28 protein-coding genes are annotated in these 25,892 nt (G+C 65.2%); 13 read left to right on the forward strand and 15 right to left on the reverse strand.

Annotated features, from left to right (window positions below; all coding sequences use genetic code 11):
• Nucleotides 1-5: 5 nt before the first annotated feature.
• A complete protein-coding gene (locus ACSFDB_RS05370; protein WP_006088979.1) occupies nt 6-200 on the reverse strand; it encodes a DUF1328 family protein in 195 nt (64 codons plus the stop codon).
• 98 nt (nt 201-298) lie between these two features.
• A complete protein-coding gene (locus ACSFDB_RS05375; RefSeq protein ID WP_440769980.1) occupies nt 299-2,242 on the reverse strand; it encodes a bacterio-opsin activator domain-containing protein in 1,944 nt (647 codons plus the stop codon).
• A 109-nt stretch (nt 2,243-2,351) separates the two neighbouring features.
• Between ACSFDB_RS05375 and ACSFDB_RS05380 the strand changes: the two genes are divergently transcribed.
• The 4 genes from ACSFDB_RS05380 (at nt 2,352) to ACSFDB_RS05395 (ending at nt 4,852) form a co-directional block, all read left to right on the forward strand.
• Nucleotides 2,352-2,540: an HVO_0649 family zinc finger protein gene (locus ACSFDB_RS05380; protein ID WP_440769981.1), complete on the forward strand. Its 189-nt coding sequence runs from the start codon at nt 2,352-2,354 to the stop codon at nt 2,538-2,540.
• Between the two features lie 38 nt (nt 2,541-2,578).
• Nucleotides 2,579-3,247, forward strand: a complete 669-nt coding sequence (locus ACSFDB_RS05385) for a helix-turn-helix domain-containing protein (protein ID WP_440769982.1) — start codon at nt 2,579-2,581, stop codon at nt 3,245-3,247.
• 101 nt (nt 3,248-3,348) lie between these two features.
• Nucleotides 3,349-3,615 carry a DdfA family disk-determining factor gene (gene ddfA / locus ACSFDB_RS05390; protein WP_440769983.1) on the forward strand — a complete coding sequence of 89 codons (267 nt, stop codon included), beginning with the start codon at nt 3,349-3,351 and terminating at the stop codon, nt 3,613-3,615.
• A gap of 136 nt (nt 3,616-3,751) precedes the next feature.
• On the forward strand, nt 3,752-4,852 hold the full coding sequence (locus tag ACSFDB_RS05395; RefSeq protein ID WP_440769984.1) for an archaeosine biosynthesis radical SAM protein RaSEA: 1,101 nt from the start codon (nt 3,752-3,754) through the stop codon (nt 4,850-4,852).
• A gap of 51 nt (nt 4,853-4,903) precedes the next feature.
• Here the strand turns inward: ACSFDB_RS05395 and ACSFDB_RS05400 are convergent, their stop codons facing one another.
• From ACSFDB_RS05400 to ACSFDB_RS05425, 6 genes are all read right to left on the reverse strand, one after another.
• Entirely contained in the window at nt 4,904-8,206 is a 3,303-nt protein-coding gene (locus tag ACSFDB_RS05400) for a PAS domain S-box protein (protein ID WP_440769985.1), read from the reverse strand.
• Nucleotides 8,207-8,345: 139 nt separating this feature from the next.
• Nucleotides 8,346-9,041, reverse strand: coding sequence for a phosphoribosylformylglycinamidine synthase I (purQ, locus tag ACSFDB_RS05405; protein WP_440769986.1), 696 nt, complete (start codon nt 9,039-9,041; stop codon nt 8,346-8,348).
• A gap of 59 nt (nt 9,042-9,100) precedes the next feature.
• Nucleotides 9,101-9,352: a phosphoribosylformylglycinamidine synthase subunit PurS gene (gene purS / locus ACSFDB_RS05410; protein WP_006088971.1), complete on the reverse strand. Its 252-nt coding sequence runs from the start codon at nt 9,350-9,352 to the stop codon at nt 9,101-9,103.
• A gap of 117 nt (nt 9,353-9,469) precedes the next feature.
• Entirely contained in the window at nt 9,470-10,735 is a 1,266-nt protein-coding gene (locus ACSFDB_RS05415; RefSeq protein ID WP_440769987.1) for an MFS transporter, read from the reverse strand.
• 148 nt (nt 10,736-10,883) lie between these two features.
• Complete coding sequence (locus ACSFDB_RS05420; protein ID WP_440769988.1) at nt 10,884-11,255, reverse strand: rhodanese-like domain-containing protein; 372 nt, start codon at nt 11,253-11,255, stop codon at nt 10,884-10,886.
• Between the two features lie 126 nt (nt 11,256-11,381).
• Nucleotides 11,382-12,599 carry an FAD/NAD(P)-binding protein gene (locus ACSFDB_RS05425; RefSeq protein WP_440769989.1) on the reverse strand — a complete coding sequence of 406 codons (1,218 nt, stop codon included), beginning with the start codon at nt 12,597-12,599 and terminating at the stop codon, nt 11,382-11,384.
• Between the two features lie 172 nt (nt 12,600-12,771).
• On the opposite strand from ACSFDB_RS05425, the gene ACSFDB_RS05430 reads away from it, so the two are divergent.
• Nucleotides 12,772-13,206 carry an SHOCT domain-containing protein gene (locus tag ACSFDB_RS05430; protein ID WP_440769990.1) on the forward strand — a complete coding sequence of 145 codons (435 nt, stop codon included), beginning with the start codon at nt 12,772-12,774 and terminating at the stop codon, nt 13,204-13,206.
• Between the two features lie 6 nt (nt 13,207-13,212).
• On the opposite strand, the gene ACSFDB_RS05435 is transcribed toward ACSFDB_RS05430, so the two are convergent.
• A complete protein-coding gene (locus tag ACSFDB_RS05435; protein WP_440769991.1) occupies nt 13,213-14,934 on the reverse strand; it encodes a nucleoside recognition domain-containing protein in 1,722 nt (573 codons plus the stop codon).
• Nucleotides 14,935-15,070: 136 nt separating this feature from the next.
• On the opposite strand from ACSFDB_RS05435, the gene ACSFDB_RS05440 reads away from it, so the two are divergent.
• The 4 genes from ACSFDB_RS05440 to ACSFDB_RS05455 all read left to right on the forward strand — a co-directional run bounded on the left by ACSFDB_RS05440 (nt 15,071) and on the right by ACSFDB_RS05455 (nt 17,265).
• Nucleotides 15,071-16,378, forward strand: coding sequence for a GTP-binding protein (locus ACSFDB_RS05440; protein ID WP_440769992.1), 1,308 nt, complete (start codon nt 15,071-15,073; stop codon nt 16,376-16,378).
• Nucleotides 16,379-16,390: 12 nt separating this feature from the next.
• Nucleotides 16,391-16,627: a DUF7511 domain-containing protein gene (locus ACSFDB_RS05445; RefSeq protein ID WP_440769993.1), complete on the forward strand. Its 237-nt coding sequence runs from the start codon at nt 16,391-16,393 to the stop codon at nt 16,625-16,627.
• Entirely contained in the window at nt 16,624-16,977 is a 354-nt protein-coding gene (locus tag ACSFDB_RS05450) for a hypothetical protein (RefSeq protein WP_440769994.1), read from the forward strand. Before ACSFDB_RS05445 ends, ACSFDB_RS05450 begins: the two co-directional genes overlap by 4 nt.
• Before the next feature lie 135 nt (nt 16,978-17,112).
• On the forward strand, nt 17,113-17,265 hold the full coding sequence (locus tag ACSFDB_RS05455) for a C2H2-type zinc finger protein (protein ID WP_440769995.1): 153 nt from the start codon (nt 17,113-17,115) through the stop codon (nt 17,263-17,265).
• A 123-nt stretch (nt 17,266-17,388) separates the two neighbouring features.
• Here the strand turns inward: ACSFDB_RS05455 and ACSFDB_RS05460 are convergent, their stop codons facing one another.
• Nucleotides 17,389-18,711 carry an NAD(P)/FAD-dependent oxidoreductase gene (locus tag ACSFDB_RS05460; protein ID WP_440769996.1) on the reverse strand — a complete coding sequence of 441 codons (1,323 nt, stop codon included), beginning with the start codon at nt 18,709-18,711 and terminating at the stop codon, nt 17,389-17,391.
• 189 nt (nt 18,712-18,900) lie between these two features.
• Between ACSFDB_RS05460 and ACSFDB_RS05465 the strand changes: the two genes are divergently transcribed.
• Nucleotides 18,901-19,851, forward strand: coding sequence for a formyltetrahydrofolate deformylase (locus ACSFDB_RS05465; RefSeq protein WP_440769997.1), 951 nt, complete (start codon nt 18,901-18,903; stop codon nt 19,849-19,851).
• Nucleotides 19,852-19,920: 69 nt separating this feature from the next.
• Here ACSFDB_RS05465 and ACSFDB_RS05470 read toward each other — a convergent pair whose 3' ends face one another.
• Complete coding sequence (locus ACSFDB_RS05470) at nt 19,921-20,079, reverse strand: DUF7576 family protein (RefSeq protein WP_440769998.1); 159 nt, start codon at nt 20,077-20,079, stop codon at nt 19,921-19,923.
• A 280-nt stretch (nt 20,080-20,359) separates the two neighbouring features.
• Between ACSFDB_RS05470 and ACSFDB_RS05475 the strand changes: the two genes are divergently transcribed.
• Complete coding sequence (locus ACSFDB_RS05475) at nt 20,360-21,667, forward strand: acetamidase/formamidase family protein (protein ID WP_440769999.1); 1,308 nt, start codon at nt 20,360-20,362, stop codon at nt 21,665-21,667.
• Between the two features lie 286 nt (nt 21,668-21,953).
• On the opposite strand, the gene ACSFDB_RS05480 is transcribed toward ACSFDB_RS05475, so the two are convergent.
• The 4 genes from ACSFDB_RS05480 to ACSFDB_RS05495 all read right to left on the reverse strand — a co-directional run bounded on the left by ACSFDB_RS05480 (nt 21,954) and on the right by ACSFDB_RS05495 (nt 24,064).
• The gene (locus ACSFDB_RS05480; RefSeq protein WP_440770000.1) at nt 21,954-22,220 is read right to left on the reverse strand and encodes a ubiquitin-like small modifier protein 1; all 267 of its coding nucleotides are present in this window, start codon (nt 22,218-22,220) and stop codon (nt 21,954-21,956) included.
• A gap of 133 nt (nt 22,221-22,353) precedes the next feature.
• Nucleotides 22,354-22,563 (reverse strand): hypothetical protein, encoded by a 210-nt coding sequence (locus tag ACSFDB_RS05485; protein ID WP_440770001.1) that lies wholly within the window; start codon nt 22,561-22,563, stop codon nt 22,354-22,356.
• Nucleotides 22,564-22,804: 241 nt separating this feature from the next.
• On the reverse strand, nt 22,805-23,824 hold the full coding sequence (locus ACSFDB_RS05490; protein ID WP_440770002.1) for a phosphoribosylaminoimidazolesuccinocarboxamide synthase: 1,020 nt from the start codon (nt 23,822-23,824) through the stop codon (nt 22,805-22,807).
• Nucleotides 23,825-23,896: 72 nt separating this feature from the next.
• Nucleotides 23,897-24,064, reverse strand: a complete 168-nt coding sequence (locus ACSFDB_RS05495) for a hypothetical protein (protein WP_440770003.1) — start codon at nt 24,062-24,064, stop codon at nt 23,897-23,899.
• 81 nt (nt 24,065-24,145) lie between these two features.
• Between ACSFDB_RS05495 and cofH the strand changes: the two genes are divergently transcribed.
• Together cofH and ACSFDB_RS05505 are read left to right on the forward strand one after the other, a co-directional pair.
• Entirely contained in the window at nt 24,146-25,528 is a 1,383-nt protein-coding gene (cofH, locus tag ACSFDB_RS05500; RefSeq protein ID WP_440770004.1) for a 7,8-didemethyl-8-hydroxy-5-deazariboflavin synthase subunit CofH, read from the forward strand.
• Nucleotides 25,529-25,617: 89 nt separating this feature from the next.
• Entirely contained in the window at nt 25,618-25,890 is a 273-nt protein-coding gene (locus ACSFDB_RS05505; RefSeq protein WP_440770005.1) for a hypothetical protein, read from the forward strand.
• Nucleotides 25,891-25,892: the final 2 nt, after the last annotated feature.

Here is a 25,892-nt window from a genome sequence, read left to right on the forward strand (position 1 = left end):
GACCGCTACAGGAGGAGCGCGACGATCGCGAGGATGATGAAGATCAGCACGAAGATGCGGGCGATCTCCATCGAGATGCCGGCGACGCCGCGGGCGCCGACCGCCGCGGCGACGATCGCGAGCACGAAGAAGATTAGCGCCCAGTACAGGAAGCCGCCGCCGCCCATCTGCAGTGGTACCGACGTTGCGATATCGAGCATAGCCCGAGCTATCACGACCTGATAGATAAACCTCGGCGACCGTCCAGATTCCTAAGTCCCGACTATAATCGGGTAAGCCTGGCATTCAGTCGTCGGTGTCAGCCCGAGAGTGTTTCCTCGTCGAAGAGCGCGCGGCAGAGTTTCGCTTCGGCCGTTCGCAGGTGTTCGTGGAACGTCGGCCGCGAGACGCCCATCGTCTGGGCGAGTTCCTCGCCGGTCGTCGGCCGGGGCCACTCGAAGTAGCCGCTGAGATACGCGCGCTGCAACGCGGCGAACTGCCGATCGGTGAGGTCGCGCTCGAGTCGCGCCGCGAACTCCTGGCGCGTCTCCGGGTCGCGGTCGCGCTGCTGGAACGAGACGACGTCCGTCCCCTCGTACCGATCTTCGACGGCTTCGACGATCGAACGGACGTTCGCCGAGCGAGGGATCTCGAGCGTGAGGCTGGCGCGTCCGTCCTCGCTCTCGATCGCGCCGGTGCGGACGCCTCTTTCGGAGAGCCAGCCGACGAGGTCGTCCCCGCCGGCGAGTTCGATCAGACACTCCGACTCGCGCTCGACGACGATCCGACAGTCGAGGCCGGCGTCGGCCGCGGCCGCCTCGAGGGCCTCCGCGGTCGCGTCGGGGCCGGTGACGGTGAACAGCGACATCGTCTCGTCGTCGGTGCGGTGCACCGAGCGACGGTACTCGAGCCGACAGTCCGCCGCCGCGGAGATGGCGACGGGAGCGACGGCCGTGTCGGCGAGCGTGAGTTCGACGGCGACGACGGCGTCGGTTTCGAGGACGCGGCTGGTTTCTCTGGCGTTGACACCGCTCGCGACCGCGCGAGCCAGCGCGGAGAGAATCACCGTCTCCCGGTCGTCGATCGGTCGGTCGCGATCAGTTCGAACGGTGAGGACGCCGTACTCGATCCCGTTGTACGACAGCGGGAACGACGCGTGGGTCGTTCCCTCGAGCGTTCCGGTAGCCGCCTCGGTCTCGGCGAGTGCGGTGGCCGCGGGGTGGTCGCCGTCGGTAGCGATGCCGTCCGTCGTGTCGCCGCAGTCGCCGGCGCTCGCTCGGACGTCGATCGTCCCCGTCGCGGGATTTCGCTCGCCGATCCACGCGCCGTCGTAGCCCGTCTCCGCGGCGATCCGCTCGCAGACGTCGGTCTCGAGGCCGGAGCGATCGGTTGCACCGGCGACGACGTCCGTGACGTCCTGAATCAACCCCTCGATTCGCTCGAGGAGGTACTCGAGTTCCTCGGTCCGGGTTTCGAGCGCGAGTTCGGCTTCCTTGCGAGCCGTGATGTTGTTCTGGAATCCGACGTAGTTGGTGACCGTTCCCGCCTCGTTGCGGACGGGAGCGATCGTCACCTCGTTCCAGAACTCGGTCCCGTCCTTGCGGTAGTTCTTCAGTTCGACCGTAACCGGCCGATCCTCGTCGATCGCGGCCGCCATCTCCGCGATCGCGTCCTCGCTCGAGTCCTCACCCTGCAGGAATCGGCAGTTGCGGCCGATGACGTCGTCGTAGTCGTAGCCGGTCATCTCCTGATAAGCGTCGTTGACGTAGACGAGCGGGTTGTCCTCGCGGTCCGGATCGGAGATCGTGATCCCGACCGGTGCCTCGTTGATTGCCCGGTCTTTGATCGCGCGGTCGCTGTCGGCCGGCGACGGAGTCTCGTCGGTCTCCTCGGCCGCTCGATCGAAGGTGATCGTCGCGCTGTCGGTCGACCGATGGATCCGGGCGTCGTACCGATCGCCAGCGATCTCGTCACCGCTGTCGCCGGCGATTTCGAGCGTCACGCGACGAACCGTGCCGGCCGTCGTCTCGTGGATCTCGTCCTCGAGTCGCGGCCACGACGCGAACACGGTCGCCGCCTCCCACTCGCCCGCGCCGGTTTCGTGTCCGTCAGCGTCCAGTCCGAACGTGTTCCGCGCCGCGCCGTTCGCGTACGTGATCGTCCCACTCGTGACGGCAACGACGGGATCAACGACGGCCTCGAGCGCTACGGCCGCCGATGTGGCCCGTCCCCCGCCACCGTACTCCGCGTCGGCGTTCTCCATACACGTCCTTGGAGGGGGAACTCCTAAGAACCTCGGTGATGGGACGAACGGGTTACTCGGCGAACAGGTACCCCCGAATGTTATGGTTCCTCATGACATAGTGTGACACATGTCTGCGTACAGATCACCGTTCGAACAACTCCGAGCGAAATTCGACAAGTCGGAACCAGAGTGCCCGGCGTGTGGGTACCACGACAGCGACGGCAGCTGGCGTGTTACGACCACTGGAAGTCGCGTTACGTACCAGTTCGTCTGTCCCACCTGCGACGCGATCGAGACGCGGGAGATGCGTTTGTAACGAGCCCGGTTCCAACTCTGTGAGCGTCACCTGATTCGATGGGACAGCGTTTCATCGCCGAGTTGGTCGTTTCGCACGACGATCTCCCGCTGACGCCGACCGTTCGGGACGTCTCCGGGACGACGATCGCGGTCGAGTCACAGCCGCTCTCGTACCCGGAGCGACCCGGACCGATCATCTTCTACTCGGTATCCGATACCGACTTCTCGGCGTTCGAGTCCCTGCTCGAGACCGATCACACCGTAGCCGAGTGGGAGGTAACGATGGATTTCACGGACTGTCGCATCTATCAGATCTACGTGGCTTCGGACGCCAAGTTCACGACTCCCGAAATAGCCGACCTCGGACTACAGGTGCTCTCGATTCGGAACACGGATCGCGGGTGGCAGTTCCGGCTGCTAGCCCCGAACAGGGAGCGCCTCGGCGACTACTGGAAATACTGTCGCGACGAAGGCGTGGAGTTCCACCTCGAGAAACTGTACAGCACCGGTCCTCAAGCAGGGCCCGCGACCGGCGACGGGCTCGAGGCAGCCCTCACCGACCGCCAGCGCGAGGTTGCCCGCACCGCAGCTCGAATGGGCTACTTCGAACCCGACGGCGCCGACGCGGCGGCAGTCGCCGACGAACTCGGGATCTCACCCTCCACGCTGTCGACGCATCTGCGGCGAATTATGGCCAAAGTGCTCCGCCACACGTTCGACGACTAACTCGCTTCTCGAGAGGGACTGTGGAGGGTGTATCCGCCCCCATATAATACGAAGAAGAGTACGACAGTAGATACGAGGGTGCCACCGGCGGACGGAACGGTATGACAGAAGAGATGCTTTCGTTCGCTCCGGAGTCGACGGACAGCACAGCTAGCCTCTCCATCGTCGAGCGGATCGCCGCCCTCGAGGAAACGGATCCGGTAACGCTTCCGCCCCTGTACGACGCCATCGATCCCGAAGCGCTGAATTCGCTCGTGGACGCCTCGACGGCACGTAACTCGCGGTCGCCGGCGACGGTTCGGTTCACCTACTGCGGCTACGACGTGGCCGTTCGACGCGACGGCGAGATTACGATAGCGGCCGCGTGATAGCCGACCGACTCGTTTACGGCACCGAGTTCGGTTCGGAGCCGGATCGGACGGTCTCGAGTCAGTCGCTCGAGAACGGGACGGCCGACGACCCCAGACGAAGGCGCTTTAGGCGCTGGGCTGCTTGCCCCTGATAATGAGTAAACCCACGCCCGACGTCTACGAGCAGGGCAAGGGCATGGACGCCCACAACCAGGTGATGCGGGAGATTCGCTCGCGCAAGGAGGCGAGCTACGACCCCCACGAGCCGACCCGCGTCTGGCTCGACGAGGACAACACCCCCGGCGGCGTTAAGACGAGTCTGACGATCATCCTCAATACGGGCGGCTGTCGCTGGGCCCGCGCCGGCGGCTGTACCATGTGTGGCTACGTCGCCGAGAGCGTCGACGGCGGCAGCGTGAGCCACGAGGCGCTGATGGACCAGATCGACGTCTGTCTCGCACACGAGGCGGAGAACGCCGACGAACCCGCCGAGCTTATCAAGATCTACACCTCCGGCTCGTTCTTAGACGAGCGCGAGGTCGGTGCCGAGACCCGGAAAGCGATCGGCGAGACGTTCGCGGATCGGGAGCGCATCGTCCTCGAGTCCCTCCCCGACTTCGTCGACCGTGAGAAGATCGCCGACTTCGCGGGCCACGGCATCGACACCGACATCGCGATCGGTCTCGAGACGGCGACCGACCGCGTTCGCCACGACTGCGTGAACAAGTATTTCGACTTCGCGGACTTCGAGGACGCCTGCGCGGAAGCCGCCGCGGCCGACGCCGAAGCGGGCGACGTCGCGGACGCTGGGATCAAGGCCTACCTGCTGATGAAGCCGCCGTTCCTCACGGAGTCCGAAGCCGTCGCCGACATGATCTCCTCGATCGAGCGCTGTGCCGACGTCTCCGGCTGCCACACCGTCTCGATGAACCCGTGTAACGTCCAGCGGTACACGATGGTCGACGAACTCTACTTCAACGACGGCTACCGCCCGCCGTGGCTCTGGTCGGTGGCCCACGTCCTCGAGGAGACGGCCGACGTCGATGCCATCGTCGTCTCCGACCCCGTCGGTCACGGCTCCGATCGCGGGCCGCACAACTGCACGGAGTGTGACGATCTCGTCCAGAAGGCCATCAAGGACTTCGACCTCCGACAGGATCCCAGCGTCTTCGAGCAGGTTTCCTGTGAGTGTGAACTGACCTGGGACACCGTTATGGAGCGCGAACGGAGTTTCAATCAGCCGCTGACGCGATGACATCCACCCCGTGGTGAACGACGGGACACATCTCGTTTCTCCTGCAATCCATTAATCGCCGGTCGCCGTACTGTCACCCGTCGACTGGACGAGTTCGGTGTCGGCCTGTGGAATCTCGATCGTGACGACCGTTCCCCGCGGCTCGTTCGACTCGAAGGTGAGTTGACCGCCCGACTGGGTGACGACGAGGTTGACCAGCCAGAGACCGAGCCCGCTCGTGTGGCGGAGCTGCGTGATCTCCCGGTCGCCCTGCAACAGTTCGCGCTCTTCGTCGGGCATCCCGGGGCCGTCGTCGGCGACGGAGATCGCCAGCATCCCGTTGTCCGTCCGATCGCAGACCGAGATATCGATCGTCGGCGACGACGAATCGTTGTGTTCGACGGCGTTCTCGAGGATCTGGAACAGCGCCGTCTGGAGCGACTCGTTGGTCCGCGCGAACGTTCGCTCGGGGATCGAACTGGTGAGTTCGACGTCGGGATAGCTGCTCTCGAGTCGCGCGGTCGCCTCGGCGATAGCGTCTGCGACGTCGATCGGTCCCGCGGTTGTCGACTCGCGCTCGAGGACGCGTTCGACGGCGCGAGTTTGCTCGGCGAGTCCGATGAGTTCGCCCGCTCGCTCCTGGATCGTCGTCGCGTACTCGACGTCGTCGTCGTCGACGGCCTCGGCGAGCATCTCCGCACAGCCGTCGATGATGTTCATCCCGTTTCGCATGTCGTGTCGCAGCACGCGATTCAGGATTTCGACGCGTTTCTGGCGCTGTTTCCGGTCGGTGATGTCGGTGTAGACGCCGAACGTACCGCTCGAAGACTCGTTCATCTCGACGGGTACGGCTCGGAGCATGAAATCGCGCAAGCCGTCGGCGGTTCGGCGTTTGACCTCCGCCTCGACGATTTCACCCCGACTGCTGCGTTGTGTGATCGCTTCGGCCTCGGATTCCTCGTCGGCAGGGACGATAAACTGGTGGAGCGGTTCGTCGACGAGCGACGACTCCTCGTACCCGAAGAGGCGTTCGAACGCCGGGTTGACCGATTCGGCGATCGTGTCACCGTCGGTCTGGCGCGCGCTGACGACGGCGTCGGGGACGTTCTCGAACAGTGCGGCGAATCGGTCGCGTTCGGTCCGCAGCTGTTCCTCGAACGTGAGTCGCTCGAGCGCGTCGGTCACGTGAGAGAGCAGCAGCTCCGCCAGATCCTCGTCCTCTTGCGTGAACGCACCGACCTCGGTCGAGACCGTCTGGAAGACGCCCCAGCCGTTGATCGGCACCGACAGCACCGAGCGAAACTCCTCGGCCCCCGGCTCGGCGACAGGCACCGTTCGAATATCGTCGAACCGGTTGGTCTCCCCGGTTCGGTACGTCATGCCGGCGATCCCCTCGTCCACGCCGATACGCCGGTGAAAGTCGCCGTCGAGCGACGCCGAAACAGCTTCCTTGACGAGATGCTCGCCCTCGGCGCGGTCGACGACGCAGACGTCGAACTCGAGGACGTCCGCGGCCGCCTCGACGGTGAGCTCGGCGATCTCCACCGTGCTCTCGCAGTCGTCGAGCTGTGAGGCGACTTCGTGCAGTCGCTCGATCTTCGCCTTGTGGTCGACGAGTTCCCGCTCCATCCGTTTGCGGTCGCTGACGTCGCGGACGACCCCGGCAGAGCCCTCGAGCGCGCCGTCGCCCCGCAACAGCGTCGTGTTGACCTCACACGGAACGCGGTCGCCGTCGCGCGTCACCAGCGTGATCTCGTAGGTCGCGACTCGATCCTCGTCGGCCGAGACGAGCGCGCGAACCCGTTTGCGACCGCGTTCGACGCTCTCGTCGGTGAGGACCGTCGAGGCGTGTCCGCCGACGAGTTCGTCGCGGTCGTAGCCCGTCGCCTCGGTCAATCTGTCGTTGACCGTGATGAAAACGCCGTCTCGGTCGAGGGCGTAGACGCTGTCGCCGATCGTTTCGACGATCGTCTTCGTCTGTTCGAGCTCCCGATCACGCGCCGCTCGATCGAGCGCCGCTTCGGCCGTCGCGGCGAGTACGTGAACGAGGTGAATCTCGGCGAGCTCGAGCTCGTCGTCGCCCGAGGCAGCGACGGACAAGAGCCCGTGGTCGCCGAGCGGGTGGACGACGGCGGTACCGAACTCGATATCGATGTCGTAGGGGACCATCTCTCGCGAAGCGTCGTCGAGAATGACCGGGTCGCCGTCGCTGTAGGTCCGCCAGAGAATGTCGTTTCCGGGTCCGATCCTGGTGATGTCACCGGTGTTCGCCTCGAGCGCCGACGTCCCCGCGACGAGTTCGAGCGTTTCTGTCTCGTCGTCGTAGAATCGGAGTGCAGCGAGCGACCGATCGAGGATGTGTTCGGTCGCGTCGGTGACGATCGAGGCGATTTCGTCGACCGACTCGGCGCGCATCAGCTCGTGTGTCGTCTCTTGAAGTGCCTCGAGGGCGTTCGCGCGTTTGCGCTCGGCCGTGACGTCCTGGACGAACGAGCGGACCCCAACGACGTCCCCGTCGTCGAAGGTCGGCGTGTTGTACCACTCACAGGAGAGTACCGAGCCGTCTTTGGAGACGTTCTGTGAGGTCTGCCAGCCGGCGTTGGCGGGGCCGTCCCCGACGAGCAACTGATTCCAGTGATTGATCACCGACTCCCGTGCCGACTCGGGAACGAGCAACTCGATCCCGTGTTCGCCGTGCGCTTCCGTCGCGGTGTAGCCGAACAGCTCCGTTGCAGCGGGGTTCCAGGACGCAACCTCGAACTCGAGGGTCCACTCGATGATCGCGAACGGCGATCGGTCGACGAGCATCGCGAGCCGATCCGCGGAGTCCGTCTCCGGGCCGTCCTCGGGGGTGATCGCCGGTGTTCCAGGTTTGCCATCCGTCTCGAGCGTGGCGCAACCGTCGGGGCGGGCGTAGCTGTCGGCGTCCGAACGACCGTGGCTGTCGGCGTTGGAACGAGCGCGGCTGTCGGCGTCAGGACGGGTGGAGGAAGCGGCGTCCGCGTCGGTCGTGGTACTCGAGCGCTCGAGCAGATCGTCGACTCGCGCGGCGAGGAGATCGACTCCCTCAGATTGCGGGACGTAGCCGTCCGCACCGGCGGCGATCAGTTCGCCGGCGAGCGCTTCGCTCCCGTCGGCGGGAAAGACCACGATAGGAACGCCGGGACTGTGCTCTCTGAGTCGCACACAGCCCTCGACGAGGTCGGTATCGGGCACGTTCGACGTCAGAACGACACAGTCGGCACTCGAGAGCTGTGCAAAACAGCCGGCCGCGGTTCCGACGACGGTGACGCTCTTCGAGACGTTGCGGAGCCCCTGAACGACCTCGTCGCTCGCGTCGGCGTCGGCGTACACGAGACGCGTATCTGGTTCCATACACCCATCCCCTCCAGCAGGGTTCGTGCTCGTCAAGGAACCGCCACGTAATTACTCTTCGACTCGACTCAGAAACTGAGTCGTCGAACAGCCCGTCCGACTCATCTCGAGAGTTCGCAAGAGAGAACGCCTCAGTCGGCTATTCGACGCCGGTTGCGGCCGTTTCGAAGCCGCGGAGGATCCCCTGTCCGTCGGTCCCGCCGACGTCGGGCAGCGTCGCTCGTTCAGGATGGGGCATCAAGACGGCGACGTGCTCGCGCTCGCCGAGGACGCCCGCGACGTTGTGTTTCGAGCCGTTCGGATTCGCGTCCGGCCCGGTCTCGCCGTCCTCGTCGCAGTAGCGAAAGAGGACCCGCCCCTCGTCCTCGAGTTCGTCCAGTCGATCGTCGTCGACCTCGTAGCGACCCTCGCCGTGGGCGATGGGGACTTCGATAACGTCGCCCTCCTCGTACGCCGCCGTCCAGGGCGTATCGTCGCGCTCGATGCGGAGGTAGACGTGCTCGCACTGGAAGCGGGCGCTCTCGTTCGTCGTGAACGCCCCCTCGGTGAGCCCCGACTCGCAGCCGACCTGCGCGCCGTTGCAGACGCCGAGGACGGGCGTGCCATCGGCCGCCGCCTCGCGGACCTCGTTCATGATCGGCGAGCGCGCCGCCATCGCGCCGGCGCGCAGGTAGTCGCCGTAGGAGAACCCGCCCGGCAGGACGATTCCGGACGTTTCCGCCGGCAGGCCGTCCTCGTGCCAGACGATCTCGGCGTCGATCTCGAGGTGTGCGAGGGCGCGCTCGGCGTCTCGGTCGCAGTTCGAGCCGCCGAATCTGATGATCGAAACCGTCACAGTCGCCACCCCCGGGTGTTGCGACCGACGGTTTCGATCAGTGTGATCGAGACGGTCATCTACCGCTCGTCGACCTCCACGTCGTAGTCGTGGATGGTCGGGTTCGCCAGCAGGCGTTCGGCCATCTCGCTCGCGCGCTCGCTCGCGGCGTCGGCCGACTCGGCCTCGAGGTCGACCTCGAAACGGTCCGCCGAGCGAAGCCCCTCGAGATCGAAGCCCAGGCGCTCGAGGGCCTGTTTCGTGGTTTCGGCCTCGGGGTCGAGCACGCCGTGTTTGAGTCGAACGGTCACCGTCGCGGTGTAGGCGGTCATCACCTGAAACCCCGTAACCGTGCTCAAAAACGCTTTCGGGTTTACGCTGTGATACACGTTCGTGAATATCTCTGCGAAACGGGCCGACGGCGGCGCGGTTCGACGGTCGAAAGATAGTCAGACGTCCGGCCGAGCGACTCTGACCGCGAGAAAGAGCGCGGCGGAGACTAATCCGACGACGGCGGCGCCGACGAACGGTACCGCGTAGCCACCGAACTGGTCGATACCCATACCGACGCCGTACGGCACGAGGGTTCCGGCGATGGCGAACCCGATAGCCGTCACGCCGAACAGCGTGCTGAGGTTCCCCGTCCCGAAGAGGTTCGCGAGCAGCGGCGACATGAGCGTGGCGGTCCCGCCGTAGCCGAAGCCGAAGACCCCAGAGAGGACGAGCACGGACGTCGACGTTGGAACGACGACGAGCAGTAGTATCGGCACGCACATCAGGACGACGCAGACGGCCATCATTCGATCCGTTCCGATCACGTCGGCGGCCCAGCCGGCGGTAAACTTGGCGACGACGTTCATCCCGCCGATGATGCTGAGCGCGATGACGCCGATTCGGCGGGTCACGCCGGCGGCATCGGCGAAGTCGACGAGGTAGACCAAGATTGCGTTCGCCGGAACGAACATCAACAGCATGGCGGCGAACACGACGGCGAACAGCGGCGTCTTCACCGTCGACAGCGCCGTCTCGATCTGTGCACGCATCGAGCGCAGTTCGCCGCCGTCGGCCGTCGGGGGCACCTCGAACTCGCCGGTCGTATCGGCGCCGACCGCGGACGGTCGGTCCGCGAGCAGGACGATGGCGACGACGAGCGCGACGAAAAACATGGCCGCGAGGGCGAGGTAGGTTCCCTGCCAGCCGAGCGCGCCGATGAGCACCTCCACGAACGGCGGCATCGCGAGGATGCCGACGCCCCATCCCGACACGGCGACGCCGGTTGCCAGGCTTCGACGTCGCTCGAACCACCGCGGCGGCGTCGTGTACGCGACGACGAACGTGATCCCCATCCCCGCCGCAGCGACGACGCTGTAGGAGGCGAGAACCCAGTAAAACGACGGCGACTGACTCGCGCCGAGCAATCCGACACAGATCAACGCCGCGGCGAGAACCAGCAACCGCTGCAGACCGTACCGATCGATCGCGAATCCGAGTACGGCGGCGCCGCTGAACGTGACGAGCGATTGGATGCTGAACACCAGCGAGGTGTTCGCGTAGCTCTGGTCGAACTCCTCGAGAACCGGACCGAGAAAGACGCTGAAAGAGAACATCGTCCCGGCAGTCATCAGCGACAGGGCGAAACAGCCGACGGCGACGAACCACCCGTAATAGACGCCGGACTCGAGGAGCCGAGCCTGTAGTGGGTTGGCACCCGACATACGCTACGGTACCGGGTTCGGACAATAGTCGTCCACGAACCGTACGATTTTGCCGCTTTTTGATACGGGACGGTTCAGACGGCGCTCGACAGGAAACGGACGGGCCGCTAGCGAACAGTACTCGAACGAGCAGCGGCCGCCCGAACACTCACCGGAACAGTCGAGCGAGTGTCGACGACAGGCGGTAGCCGATCGAACCGTTCCGGTAGCCGTTCCAGCCTCGCATGCCGCCGGCGAGGGTGACGGCGTCGTAGCCTTCCTCCTCGAGGACCGCAGTTGCTTTTTTTGCGACGATTCCCGCTTTACAGACCGTGACGACCGTCTTTCCATCGGGAATAGCGGCGAACGACTGCCGGAGTGCGGTGTCGTCGCCGCGTCGAAGATCGTCGTAGACCGGGACGTTCCGGCTGCCGTCGATGTTGCCGCGCTGGTAGCTCTCACGCGGGCGGATATCGAGGACGTACGGTTCCACCCCGTTCGACAGTCTATCGTCCAGCTCCGGCGGCCTTATCTTGTCCATGAGTCCCAATACTCTACAGCCATACAAAACGATACGGATGCCGTCTTCGGTTGAGGGGGTGGGCTCGAATTCGGACTCGAGTCACCGCAGACAGCCAAAAAGCGTCCGATCGAACGGGACGGGGGCTCAATCCGCCGAAAGCGGCAGGCGCTCACGCTTTGCGATCTCCGTCGTCAGACGATCCGCCCCTCGCCGCGCTCCGGCGATATTCCCCGCGAGGGGACCGACAGAACCCGTCGCTAATGCGCCAGTGACGAACACCGACGATTCGCTTCCGTCCGTCTTGGACCACGCCAGCGTCTCGTCGTCGAGGACCGGCATTCCCCGATGGCCGCGCTCGAGGTCGAGTGCCCCGGCGACGCGGTCGACGAACGGGTGCTCGAAGACCGGGGCAAAGCCCGTCGCCAACACGCCGCGCTCCGCGGAGAGACAGCCGCCGTCCTCGAGCAGGAGTCGAACCCGGCCGTCGACCTCGCGGGCGGAGCGAACGTCGCCGTAGCGGATCGACAGCGAGCCGTCGTCGACCGCCGTCTCGAGGCGCTCGAGCAGCGTCCGCGGAACCGTCGCGTCGTTGCGCGCCTCGCGGACGGTTTCGTACCGCTCGCGCGAGCCGGGCGGGTGTCGATGGAGGTGGCGACTGATGTGGTTCCAGTTGATCCAGCGCGGATCGGCCTCGGTGGTCGCCGTCTCGAGGTCGCGTCTCGCACAGAGCGTGACCGGTTCGCGCTCGCGTTCGGCGAGACAGGTCGCGAGCTGGGCGGCCGTGATCCCGCCGCCGACGACGACGGTCTCGTCGGCGGGCGTCTCGGGGTCGAAGCCGTCCCAGACGTGAGTGACCGAGTCGATACCGGCGGCCCACGGCGGCGTCCGGTACCGGCCACCGTGGCCGATCGCCAGCACACAGGTTCGGGTCCGAATGCGAGAATCGGACGTCTCGAGGACGAGCGAGTCCGTCCCGTCCGCCGACCGTCGAATCGACTCGACGGTCGTCTGTCGGTGAAGTGTCTCGAGGTCGGCGCGGTCGATCACGTACTCCGCGTAGTCGAGAAACAGCGACAGCGTCGGCCGACGGGGATAGCCGGGCGTCGGTCGGAGTTCGTCCGTCCGGTCGCGTCCCTCGGCGAAGTTCTCGAGACCGAACGGCTCGGTGCCGACGTGGTGGACGAACGTCGACCGCAGTTCGTCCATCTCGCACGCGCGGGCCTTCTGCCGGAACGACTCGAGCAGTCGATCGTGCGGATCGACGATCAGGAGGTCGTCGCGCTCGAGGTCGGTCTCCTCGAGCAGTCGCTGACAGCAGTACGTGCCGTGGATCCCTCCGCCGACGATGACACACTCGAGCATCGAGATACGGTATGCCGAGTTATTACTTTACACCTTCGGATTATTAATAGCTGGTATCGATGGTTGGCGTATTACTACTCTCGAGACGACTGCGAGGATCGGTTCCGGGGGCTGGATTCGGCATCTCGTCCCTGGAGAGGGGCTTTTTGTGTTCTCTCACGAACACGATAGTATGAGTGAAAACCGGCCACTCGTTCGGGGGGTGACACCGTCGGTAGCCGTCGTCATCGTCGCCGTACTGGCAACGTTCGTCGCGCTCACGGTGATCAACTCCTCGGTCGCGATCATTCTGGCCATCTTCGGCCTGCTGTTCGGGGGCGACCTGCTCAGGGAACTCGCCGAGGCGCTCGACGGCGAAACCGACCCGGCGGCCGACGACGAACCGACGACCGATCACGACGCCGAAGACGCCCTCGAGCGGTTGCGCGTTCGCTACGCCGACGGCGAGCTATCGGACGCGGAGTTCGAGCGTCGGCTCGCAGTGCTCCTCGAGACGGAGACCGTCGCGGACGTCGAACGCTACCTCGAGGAAGACGCCACGACGCCATCCGTGCAGGGAGCCGAGACCGAGGTCGACCGCGAGTTCGAGCGGTCGTCGGGGTCGTAATCGCGATCAGAACAGCAGCCGCCCACCCCAGGCGATGACGAGTGCGAACCCGATCGCCGCGGCGGCCTGTCGGGCGAGCATCGTCGCGACGAACCGGGTCGAGACCTCCCGTGCAATCGTGAACGCGGTGACGAGACAGGGCAACAGGACGCCGGCGAGGTAGACGGCGACCAGCACCTCGACGGGCGAGAGCGCGGCGACGCCGGCCGACTCCGCCGTGAGGAGCGCGATGCCGTCCTTTCGAATCGCGGCGAAGACCACCGGCAGGGCCGTTTCCGCGGGAAGGGCGAAGAGGGCCATCGCCGGCTCGAGGACGACGCCGAGTCGCTCGAGCGCCCCGAGATACTCGAGCAACGCGGCGGCGACGCAGATCACGGCGAAGACGGGGAGCGCCGTCGTGATGAACCCCTCGAGCGACCGACGGGCCTCGCGCCAGATCGCGCGGGGACGGGGCCACTCGAGGAAGGTTCGGCGGTCGACCGCGAGGGAGGTAGTGCGGGCCTCGAGCGGGGCGATCAACCGGACGTAGAGCAGCGTCGTCACGACGAGAACGAAGAGGTAGGGGCCGACGAGCCACGGCATCCCCACGGCGGCGAAGACGGCGAGCGTGGCGGGGAACTGGTAGGAGCACGCCGAGCCGAAGGAAATCGCGGAGATGGTCGTACAGCGGGTGCAGTCCGAACAGCCTCGGGTGCTCGTGACCGCGGGCACGTTGCAGCCGAATCCCATGACGACGCGGACGAGGTCCCGGCCGGTGAGCCCGACCCGGCGCATGACCGGGTGGAGCGCGGTCGTCACCCGCATCGTGAGCCCGCTGGCCGAGTACGCGCCCATAAAGAGCGCGAAGATGAGCATCGTCGGCAGCGCCCAGACGAACAGGAACGGCCCCATCGAGAGCAGGCCGTAGTCCCCGCCCAGCACGGCCGCGAGCGGCCCCGGTAGCGTTTCCGCCCAGCCGATCGCGGGCTCGAGTGCGCTCCCCACGATCGGGTCGAGTTCGCCCGCGACGGTGTTTGCGAACCAGACGGCGACGGCGGCGGGAGCCAGGAGCACGAGCGCGCTCACGACCGGGCCGAGAACCGGCCGCTCGAAGATCCGTGCAGGTGGCTCGAGCTGCCAGCCCGTTCGGACGCCGGTTTCGCCGGGCAGTTCGCTGCCAGCAAAAGGAGCAGAAGGACCACTCGTGTGTCGAATCGCGGCCAGCACGTCGCGGCCGTCGGCCGCCAGCGCCGAGTAGTCGATCCCTCTACCGTCGGTCTCCGTTCGGATTCCGCCGTCCGCCGCGACGCGGTCGAGGGCTCGCGCGTCGACGGGCATCACGGGGACGGCGAGGTCGGACTCGAGGTCCGCGATCACCCCCCGGGCCTCGTCGACCGCCTCGATCCGATCCCAGTGCGTGACGACCACCGCACCCACTCGTCCCTCCACGAGCGGCAGGAGATCGTCGAGATCCCGGTCGAGATCGGTCGCCGGGACGACGACCGCGACCGTTTCAGCTCGCTCGAGGCTGTTCAACGCCTCCCGCGTCGTCTCGGTATCCGCCTCGAGCGTGATCCCGGGGGTGTCGACGATCTCGAGGTCGTCGGTTCGGTAGACCTCGCTCGAGACTGTCGACCCGGCCACGTTCTCGTCGGCCGGGGCTGCGCCCGTAAGCCCCGCCGCGAGCGCCGATTTCCCGACGCTCTCCTTGCCGATCAACACGACCCGTTCGCGGTCCGTGTCAGTCATTCAGCGCTGCTCCCCGTTTCCAACGGCGACGCATGACTCTCGGTGCATTCTCGCCCGGGTATCACCGCGCCGGTTTAATAATTCTATCGAATGGAATAATAACTACTATTAGATTGGAAAGGTATTTGTTAACTGAATGCCCGACAACTCGATTCCCGTTACGGTACTGTCCGGGATCCTCGGCGCCGGCAAGACGACCGTGCTGAACCACGTGCTCCGCGAAAGCGGCGATCGAGAGCTCGCCGTACTCGTCAACGATATGGGCGAAGTAAACGTGGACGCCGAGCTCGTCGCCGAGTCCTCGGACATCGCCGACGAAGACGAAGAGCTGATCGAACTCTCGAACGGCTGTATCTGCTGTGAACTGCGCGGAGACCTGCTCGACGCTATCGGCGAACTCTCCCGCGAGCGCGAGTTCGACGGCATCATCGTCGAGTCGACCGGCGTCGCGGAGCCGTTGCCCGTCGCACAGACCCTAACGCTGGGCTTCGACCAGGCCGATCTCGACCCGACGGAGTTCTACGAGGAGACCGGTATCGAACCGCTCGAGGGCTGTCACCTCGATACGACGGTCACGGTCGTCGACGCCCATCAGTTTCAGGCGGCGATGCAGTCCGACGAACTGCTCGACGACGACGGCACCGAGAAACACCTCGGAGATCTCGTCGTCGAACAAGTGGAGTTCTGCGACGTCCTCCTGTTGAACAAATGCGACCTCGTCGACGACGACACGCTCGAGGAGATCGAAGCGACGCTTGAGGTGCTCCAGCCTCGCGCCGAGATCGTCCGCACCGAACACGGCCGAATCGATCCCGACCGCATCGTCGATACCGGCCGGTTCGACTTCGAGGCCGCGAGCCAGTCCGCCGGCTGGATCCGAGAACTCGAGCAGCCCCACGCCTCGGCCGAGGAGGAACACGGCGTCACCTCGTTCGTCTTCGAGGCCCGACGGCCGTTCCACCCGGAGCGGTTCGCCGACCTGCTCGACGAGTTCCCCGACGCGGTCGTGCGCGCGAAGGGTCACTTCTGGATCGCCAGCCGCGAAGACGACGCGTTCACGCTCAACGTCGCCGGCCAGTCGATTTGCGTCGGTCCCGGCGGCCGGTGGATCGACTCGCTCCCGACCGAGGAGCGCCGCGAGCAACTCGAGGACAGTCCCGAACTCGAGGAGAGCTGGCACGACGAGTGGGGTGACCGCAATACCAGACTCGTCGTAATTGGCACCGAAATGGATCACGAGTCGTTACGGAGCGATCTCGTCGATTGCCTGGTCACCGAGGCGGAACTCGACGCCGATCCGTCGACGCTCGAAGACCGATTCCCGACGTTCGAGCCGCCGGAGGAAGCGGCGGCGGACGACGCAGTGGAGGGGCCAGAGGCGGACGGCGAGCACGAACACGACCACGACCACGAGGCGACGGAGGAACTGGGAATTGCGGACTGAGACGCCCCCATCATGAGCGACGGGAACACGAACTCGGACACCGACTCGAGTGCAGATACCAGCACGACGCCGCTCGGTCCGCAGTCGGACGACGGCGACGTCTCCCCGTGCTATCGGGCCTACGTCGAGCGCAACGATCATCGGCCGGACGTCTGCACCATCTACTCGGCGGTAACGGCCGGTTCGATCGAGGAGACGTGGATCAGGGCGTATGGCTCGGCGTTCGTCTCTCGAGACGACGTCCGATGACCGACCGAAGCCGCGATCGGACTGCAACCGAGCGGTTCGAGATTCGATTCGAACCGACCACTGACCGACCCAACAACGACAACACGAAACCCATGTCAAACGCGTTCCAGACAGCTGTCAAACCGGCCGTCCACCACACCGAACGACACGACGCGATCGACCGACTGATCGAGGAGGACGAACGGACGAATCTCTCGATCATCGTCCAGATGAGCGGTCTCCGCGCCAGCTTCCGGCGACAGGCGCTCGAGGGACTCGCGGAGTGCAACGCGACCGACGAACTCGAGGAACTGGCCGAAGAGACGGCGATCGACCCGTCACTGCGCCGCCGAGCAGCCGCCCTCCGTTGAGAGAGGCGTTTGAAGGCTGTCCCACCGGCAGATGCCGACGGAGTGGCGATCCGCGTTGCCGGACCGCCTTCGACGACTGCCGGCAATAGACCGCTCGTGCTTTTTGTACCTATGCGTCGTAAGTCGACACTGGTCATGTCTTACACCTGCTCGACCTGCGACGACTCGTTCCAGTCCGCGGCCGGCGTCACCCAGCACGTCGCGCTGCACCACAACACCTGCGCCGTCTGCGATGATTCGTTCGACGAGACCGACGAGCTACGCGAGCACATTCACGAGACGCACTGACGGTCGAGTGAAACATCGACGACCGTTGACGACCGGCTGCGGAACGACTCTCCCGTCGATTTTTCTGCGGACGCAAAACCGCCAGGGGAGCACATCGACCGTCTCGGTGTTATCTTCGCTCTCTCAACAGTCGCAGTACTCCGGCTCGCAGCACTCGAGGTCCTCGAGGAGCATCCGCTTCTCGCGATAAGCCTCGAGCGGGTCGGTGTCGACGCCGAGTCGATCACCGACGGTTTCGGCGACGACGGCGAATCGCTGGCGGAACTTGTAGATGAAGCAGAACTGCTGGCCGTTGTGAGCGACCTGCGGCCCGACGAGAAACAGCCCCGGCGTCTCGGTCGATTCGTCGCGACCGGTGAGTTCGGGGAATCCGCGGTCGTCGAACGCGAACCGGTCGTCGACGAGCGTGAGACTCCCCTCGAATCCCGTTGCAAGGATCGGCGGCGTACTCGAGTGAATCCGATCGCCGTCCTCGGTGACGACGGCGTACCCGTCGCTATCGAGATCGATATCGGCTTCCCTCGCCGACTCCCGTTCGATTCGCGCGACGCGCGCGTCGGTAACGAGATCGATCAGTCGGCCGGCCTCGAGCGCAGCCTCGAGTCGTTCCGTCGTCCGGGGCGATAACACCTCGCTGGGGTCGGGGCTCCGATACTGCCACGGGCCGTCGTCGTCCAGCACGGTGACGGAGAGCCCGGCCTCGGCCAATCCCAGTGCGGCATCGATGCCGCTCTCCGCCCCGCCAACGATCACGGCGTCGTCCGCGGCGGGGATCGCGACGCCGGCACCGTCGGCCGCGACCGGTGTCGACGACGGTTCCTCCGGTTCCGGCTCCGTCTCGGTGTCAGTAGTCGGGTTTTTGGTGGCAGAGTCGGTCGAGTGCCGATCGGCGTGGGCCGACCACGAGTCGATGGTCGAGACGTGAACCGCGTGGGACGCGCCCGGTATCGACCCGCCCGAGGGGTACTGGTACTGCCCCGCGGCCCAGACGACGTACTGTGCGGTGATGGTTCCCTCGCTGGTCTCGAGCGTGAACCCGCCTCGGTCCGCGTCGCCTTCCTCCTCGCTCCGTTCGTCGATCGGTTGGTCGCCGTCGGGGACGACGGCTTCGACGTCGACGCCGGTTTCGATCGGGAGGTCGTGAAACTCCGCGACCGCCTCGAGGTAGTCGGCGTACTGGTCGCCGGTCGGGTGCTCGCGGTCCAGCGCGAGCGCGGGCGAGGTGTCGAGCGTAATCGCGTTCAGATCGCGCACGCCGAAGGCGTTGGCCGGGAACGACGGCGTCAGGAGTCGCATCTCGTCGGGCCACCGTCGAAACGAGGCGCCGATTCGGTCGCGCTCGAGGACGGCGTACTCGAGATCGAGCCGCTCGAGTGCCACTGCAGTCCCGATTCCTGCGGGCCCGGCACCGACGATTACAACGTCGATCGGTCGTGAGAGCGTCATTCGGTACTAGCAACAGTCCCGGCATTATTAACAACTTTGGTCCAGGATTTGTTAATCGTGGGTAAGAATAGGGGACAATATAGTACCGTTCCGTTCTCAGGAACATCTACGGAAAGCAGGACTTTTGACTACAGGTAGACTCAAACTCGTACTGATGACTCGCTATTCGCCCGAGCGGAGGTGGCTGCGATGACGACCGACATCACCGAAATCACCGTGATCGGGGACGACGACACCGGGCTCATCGCCCGGGTGACGAGCCTCCTGTTCGAGCGCGGAATCAACATCGAGGATCTCGATCAGGCCGTCCGTGACGGCGTCTTCCGCATGTACCTCGCCGTCGACACCTCCGAGATGGTCTGTACCGAAGAGACGCTCCGGGAGGACCTCTCCGACCTCGGCGACGACCTCGGACTCGACGTCCAGGTTCGGTTCCCCGCCGACCGCGACAGTCAGCAGATCGCCGTCCTCGTCACGAAGGAGAGCCACTGCCTCGAGGCGATGTTCGAGGCGTGGGCCAACGACGAACTCGGCGCGGATATCGGCGTCGTCATCGGGAATCACGACGACCTCCAGCCGCTGGCCGAACACTACGACGTCCCCTTCCACGACATCGGCGACGAGGGCGGCCAGCAGAACGAGGACGAACTCCTCGAACTTCTCGCCGAGTACGACGTCGACCTGATCGTCCTCGCGCGGTACATGCGCATCCTCTCTCCCAACGTGGTCTTCCGCTACGAAGACCGTATCATCAACGTCCACCCGTCGCTACTGCCCGCGTTCCCCGGCGCGGAGGCGTACCGACAGGCCATCGAGGAGGGCGTCCGCGTGGCCGGCGTCACCGCCCACTACGTGACGACCGACCTCGATCAGGGGCCGATCATCACCCAGCGCGCGTTCGACGTCCCCGACGACGCCGAGCTAGACGACATGAAACACCGGGGCCAGCCCCTCGAGGCGGACGCCCTGCTCGAGGCCGTCAAACTCCACCTGAACGGCGACGTCTCGGTCCACCGCGGTCGGACGTCGGTCCGAGAGAACGGCGACGAGTACCAGCTCGGCCTACCCGACGAGGTCGACGAATTCACGCCGGACCGGCCGGTCGACGGTATCGGGAGCGTCGTCGCGAACAACCAGTAACCGGTCTCTTCCACTGGATTCGACGGGGGAGTACCCCACCTCGCTATTCGGTCGCTCGCTTCGGTCGACCTACGATTCCCAACTCTCGAGGCAGTCGTCGCTACAGAAGTGCTGGTAGACCGTCTCACTGTCCTCGAGCGTCGTGACGACGCGTTGCTCGGTAGACGATGCTACGAGATCGCCACACGCTCGGCACTCGGGTGAATCCTCGTCCGTCGAATCAGCCATTAGCTATTCGAAGGGACAAGAGCCACTTGAACGAACCTGTTGCGGCGGAATCGGCCACGGCCGACAAATCACCGCGCCTGGAGTGTCTGGCGGAGCAGTAGCGGCTTCGATCGACGGCGCCGCACGGTCGATCGGGTGTGCTTCGAATCGACCGTCACGTCCTCCAACGGCTGGCGGTCTTTATCGAGCCGTCTACTCAGATTCTCGACCCCTCACGCCGTTGATCGTTGGCTCCGGGAGCAGTAGCCTTATCGCCGATTCGACCGTATCTTGGTACGTTATGGCACAACAAGAAGTCCAACAGGAGTTGTACGTCGATCAGTACACGCTCGGACTCGTGGGTCCCGACCAGGAGTGGGCGGGGACCGTCGCGGACGGCGGAACGATCCAAACGTACACGCCGCCGGGCTGTTGGGGACCGATGGTCACCCCCGAGTTCCGCGGGGGCCACGAGGTCACCCGACCGATTCGCGTCGAGGGGGCGTCGGTCGGAGACGCGGTCGCGCTCCGCATTCGGGACGTCGAGGTGACGAGCATGGCGACGAGTACGGGCTCGATGGCCGAACGGGAGGACGCATTCGGCGACGATCCGTTCGTCGACCACCGCTGTCCGGAGTGTGGCACCGAGTGGCCCGAAACTGTCGTCGAGGGAACCGGTGAGGAGTCGATCAAATGTGTCGAGTGCGGCGCGAACGCCTCCTCCTTCGGCTTCGAGTACGGCTACACCGTCGCGTTCGACGACGATCGAACGGTGGGAATCACCCTCGACGAGGACGGCGCGCACGAACTCGCCGAAGACGCCGACGAGGTGATGGACATCCCCGAGAACTCCCGGCAGCACCCGATCCTGCTGTACGAACCCGGCGAGATGCCCGGCACGCTCGGCCGCCTGCGTCCGTTCATCGGCAACGTCGGCACCACGCCACCGGTTACGATGCCAGACTCGCACAACGCGGGCGACTTCGGCCAGTTCCTCATCGGCGCCGAACACGACTACGGCGTCGAGACCGAAGCGGATCTCGAGGACCGAACCGACGGCCACATGGACATCCCACAGGTCCGGCCGGGAGCAACCCTGCTCTGTCCCGTCAAGGTAGACGGCGCCGGCGTCTACGTCGGCGACCTCCACGCGAATCAGGGCGACGGCGAACTCTCGCTGCACACGACCGACGTCAGCGGCACCGTCACGATGGACGTCGAGGTCATCGAGGGACTCGATATCGACGGCCCCCTCCTTCTGCCGCCCGAAGAAGACCTCCCGTTCATCAGCAAACCCTACAGCGAGGAAGAGCGCGAGGCCGGCCGAGAACTCGGCGCACAGCACGGCGTCGACGTCGAGGACGATATGGGGCCGATCCAAGTGATCGGCTCCGGCGCAACGGTCAACGACGCCACGCAGAACGCCTTCGATCGGGCGACGAAACTGCTCGAGATGAGTGAGGGCGAGGTTCGCTCGCGGTGTACGTTCACCGGCGGCGTCCAGATCGGGCGGCTCCCCGGCGTCGTCCAACTCGACCTGCTCGCCCCGATGGATGTGCTCGAAGAGCGCGGTATCGACCACCTCGTACGCGAGCAGTACGGGCTGTAGCGGGAGATCGATAGAGCGGCCCGTCTCTCACTGCGGTGGCGCGCGCTGTACCACGGCGAGCGATCAGCGAGACGTGGGTCGAAGTCGTGTGAGCCAATCGGTTGGGGAGGGTGTGGCCCGCCTATAGTAACAACTGAAACGATTTACATACCGATCGCATAGCTGTCCTGCGATCGGGTGTGCATTGACTTTCAGTGGCTACTATAGCTGCCAGCACGAGCAGAACGCTCTTTCGACCGCCTCTCCCGTTCGGGAGACGTAACAGTCGGCATCGAACGGCTGGTCGTTAGTTTCGAGACCCACCCTGAACGGCAGGCGTCAGCGACAGCGAGGCGTCGTCCGAAACCGGGTCCTCGAGTCCGACGCGCTCACCATCAACCGAGACTCTGACGCTCGGTCGCAGTTCGTCCCCGTCGTAGAGGTACTGGGCCGCTCGCGGATACGCATCGGCAACGTCGTCGATAGCATCCCCAACGGTATCGCCGGCGAACTCGAGCGACACCGTCTTTTCCCCGGTCGCGCTTCGCAACGGTCCGTACACCGTGATCTCCATGGTCGTACGCGAGACTGGCTCCGGAGGACCATAACGTCGGTCCCCGATTCGATCCACTCCGAACGGCTGTCGGACTCCCTCGAGACCCGATCCTACCGAGGACGAAAACACCACAAAAGACGAACCGCGAACCTCAGTCGTCGCTCGGCTCGGCCGTAGGCGTGGCGGACGACTCCGTCGCACTCGAGGTGCCGGACCGGTACGAGGAGACGACCGGACCGAGGGCGAACGCCACCATCGCGCAGACGATCACGGCGAGCATGACGCTCGCGACGATCGTGATACCGTACGTTGGGTCAAACGGGACGATGCTCGTGACGATTCCACTGGCAGCGAGGGACATCGGTACTCGAGTATATGGTTTTGGGGCGTTCGATATGAGGATTACCTTTCAAACAGCGGATGGCAATAGATAGCGAACTGCACAGCGACGTGACGAAACCGCCGGAGTGCGCTTCGGCGTGACCCGGAGCTGCAATCGAACCATCGTGACAGTGTCTGGAGCGAACGTCGCTCGGGACGGCCGCTCGTAGTCGAAACGTACTACCTGAACCGCGACGGACGACGGGTTCCGGTATCGATCCCTACAGCCGCTGGACGGCCCCGATCGCACTCGAGAGCGGCGGCGCGTCGAACAGTTCTTGGCCGGTGTAGGCGTTCGCGCCGGCACAGTACAGATCCCGCGCCGTCTCGAGGACGCCCTCCTCGAGCGGCTCCGGCGTCTCCTCACAGAGGGACTTCCAGTCTGCGACGTCCTCCTGCTTCGCTTCGGCCTTTGCGGCCTCGACGGCCTGAACCCACTCGGGCTGGGTGCGCTTGTGGTGCTGGCGGAGAACTTCCTTCGAGAGCTGGGTACCCTCGTAGCTGAAGCGGTTCTCGTCGAACGTGCCGACGACGTCCGCGACGCGGATCTCGCCCTGGTAGTAGAGACACTCGATCTTGCCGTCTTCGTGGACCAGCCCGGCCGATTCGGCCTGCTCGGTGACGATCCGGTTGACCTCGCGAGCGACGGACTCGAGGTCGTCGATGTCGGCGACGCCCGCGATCGCGTCGGCCTCCTCGCGATCGAGCTGTCGGTCGCCCTCCTCGTACTTCGTCGTGAACTCGACGATCGGCTCCGCGAGGTCGACGGCCTCCTCGGGCCAGCTCTCGAACTCGAGGCCGTGGTCCGCGGGATCGGTTCGCCGCCGGAGGCTCGAGCCGACCGGCACGCGATTGCGGAAGACGACCTCGAGCGGGATCAGGTAGTTCTCGCCGGCCGCGTCGTGGTAGTGGTCGTAGTCGTACTCTCGACCCTCGTTGGGCAGGTCGGGGACCTGCGTGAGGTCGATGGCCATCTCCCACGGCGGGCGCGACGACTCGGCGAGGGGGACGACGTCGCCGTCTTCGACAACACCACGGTAGTGGGTCGGGACGCCTTCAGACTCGAGCAGTTCGAAGTTGAACGCGCCCATCGCACAGAGACTCGCGCCCTTCTCGGGGATCTGATCTGGCATCTGCCCCCAGTCAAACACCGAGTAGGCGTCGGTGAAGACGAACGACCCCTCCCCAAGGTCGTCGTTGGTTGCTGCCTCCTCGATGCGGAACTCTTTGACACTCGTCATACGAGACACCTCAGGACGTAGCCGCCGCCGCAGTTCATACCCCAGTTGCCGTGGCCGGACCCTAAGAAGGTTTCAGTATCCGGCGGCGTCTCGAGTCCACCGAAATTCGCCTTCCGGTCCGCTGAATTGGCGTCGCTCGGCGAGCGAGACGCCGACGATCACCGACGCGACGACGAGCAGGATGCCGGCGATGACGAGAAACGCGGCGCCGACCGACAGCTCGTCGATAGCGACGCCCAATAACCCCGGGCTGATCGCTCGATTGGTCGAATCCGTCGACAATCCACACGCTTTTCTCGCTGTGCTGGTATTGATACGCCGATGGAGCGACCGGTGACCGAGGCAGACCTCGCGTTCGAGCACGTTCCCGAGACCGACCAGTCGTTCGAGAACGCACTCGAGAAAGCACGCGCCGGCGACCGACTCACGGTCGACGACGCCATCGAGTTACTCACGACCGGGACGGACGTCGAGGGAATCGATCGGACGCGAAAGGAACAGGTGCTCGAGGCGGCCGATCGACGCCGCGCCGAGGTCGTCGGCGACGAGGTCACCTTCGTCGCGAATATCAACAACAACGTCACGACGGCCTGCAACGTGGGCTGTCTGTTCTGTAACTTCAAGGACGCCGCACACACGTTCGAACGGGACAGCGAGGTCGAGACGGCGGGCTTTACGAAAACGCCCGCCGAATCTCGCGAGATCGTCGCGGACGCCGTCGAACGCGGCGTCTACGAGGTCACCTCGGTCTCCGGTCTCCACCCCGCGTTCGCACTCGACGAAGAACACCGCGAGATCCTCGAGTCCCACCCCGAGCCGAAGGAAGTCAACTACAAACCGCCCGAACGGTACGCGACCGATCCCGGCACCTACGTCGAGCAGATGGCGGCCATGAGCGTCGACGACGTCCACGTCCACTCGATGACGCCCGAGGAGGGCTACCACGCCCGACGGGGCACCGACTGGTCCTACGAGGAGGTGTACGGCCGTCTCAGGGAGGCCGGACTCGACACGGTTCCCGGCACGGCCGCCGAAATCCTCGTCGACGAGGTCAGAGACGTCATCTGTCCCGGCAAGATCGGCACCGACGACTGGCTCGAGGCGATGGAAGCCGCCGCGAACGTCGGACTGGGGCTGACGGCGACGATCATGTACGGCCACGTCGACAACGAGGCCCACCGCGCGATCCACCTGAAACGGGTTCGCGACCTTCAGGACCGGGTCGACGGCGCGATCACGGAGTTCGTGCCGCTTTCGTTCGTCCACCAGAACACGCCGCTTTTCGAGCACGACGTCGTCTCCGGGGGGGCGAGCATCGACGAGGACGAACTCATGATCGCCGTCGCTCGCCTCTTTCTCGACAACATCGACCACGTCCAGTCGTCGTGGGTCAAGTACGGCGACGAACAGGGGCTGAAGATGCTCGCCTGCGGCGCCGACGACTACATGGGGACGATCCTTTCAGAAGAGATCACGACCCGCGCCGGCGGCGAACACGGCGAGTTCCGCTCGTTCGAGGACTACGTCGAGATGATCACCTCGATCGGTCGAATCCCCGTCGAACGCTCGACCGACTACGAAACGCGCCGCGTCATCGACCCCGACGATCCGCCGTTCGGCCCGCAACTGGGGCCGAAAGCGGACGGGACGCCGCTGCTCAACGCCGAAGAGCGCGCAGAGCGAACGGTTCCGGCCGACGACTGACAGGCCGTCGACTCCGACCGGCGGCGGGCGTCGACGCCGACCGACGAACTGGGGGCGGTTTTTTGCGAATTCCGGTCGTGACGTACGGTGTGAACCACCTCGTTCCGATCGACGACGGAAACTGGCGGCTGCCGAACCACGCCCACGTCGTCGTCTACGACCGCGAGCCGAGAGACGGCGGCCTGCTGACGATTTACGACTGCGGAGCCGCCCAGAAACCGCCGAAAGCCCAGTTGCTCGGTACCCTCGAGTCGGTCAACGCCGACGCCACGGTCGAGTCGACGCCGACGGGCCAGGTTGTGACGCTGCACGAGTCGGCGACGCTCACGGAGACCGGTTCGAAGCGGTTCCGTATTCAATAAGC

This window comes from Natronorubrum amylolyticum (assembly GCF_052040145.1).
Classification (GTDB): Archaea; Halobacteriota; Halobacteria; order Halobacteriales; family Natrialbaceae; genus Natronorubrum.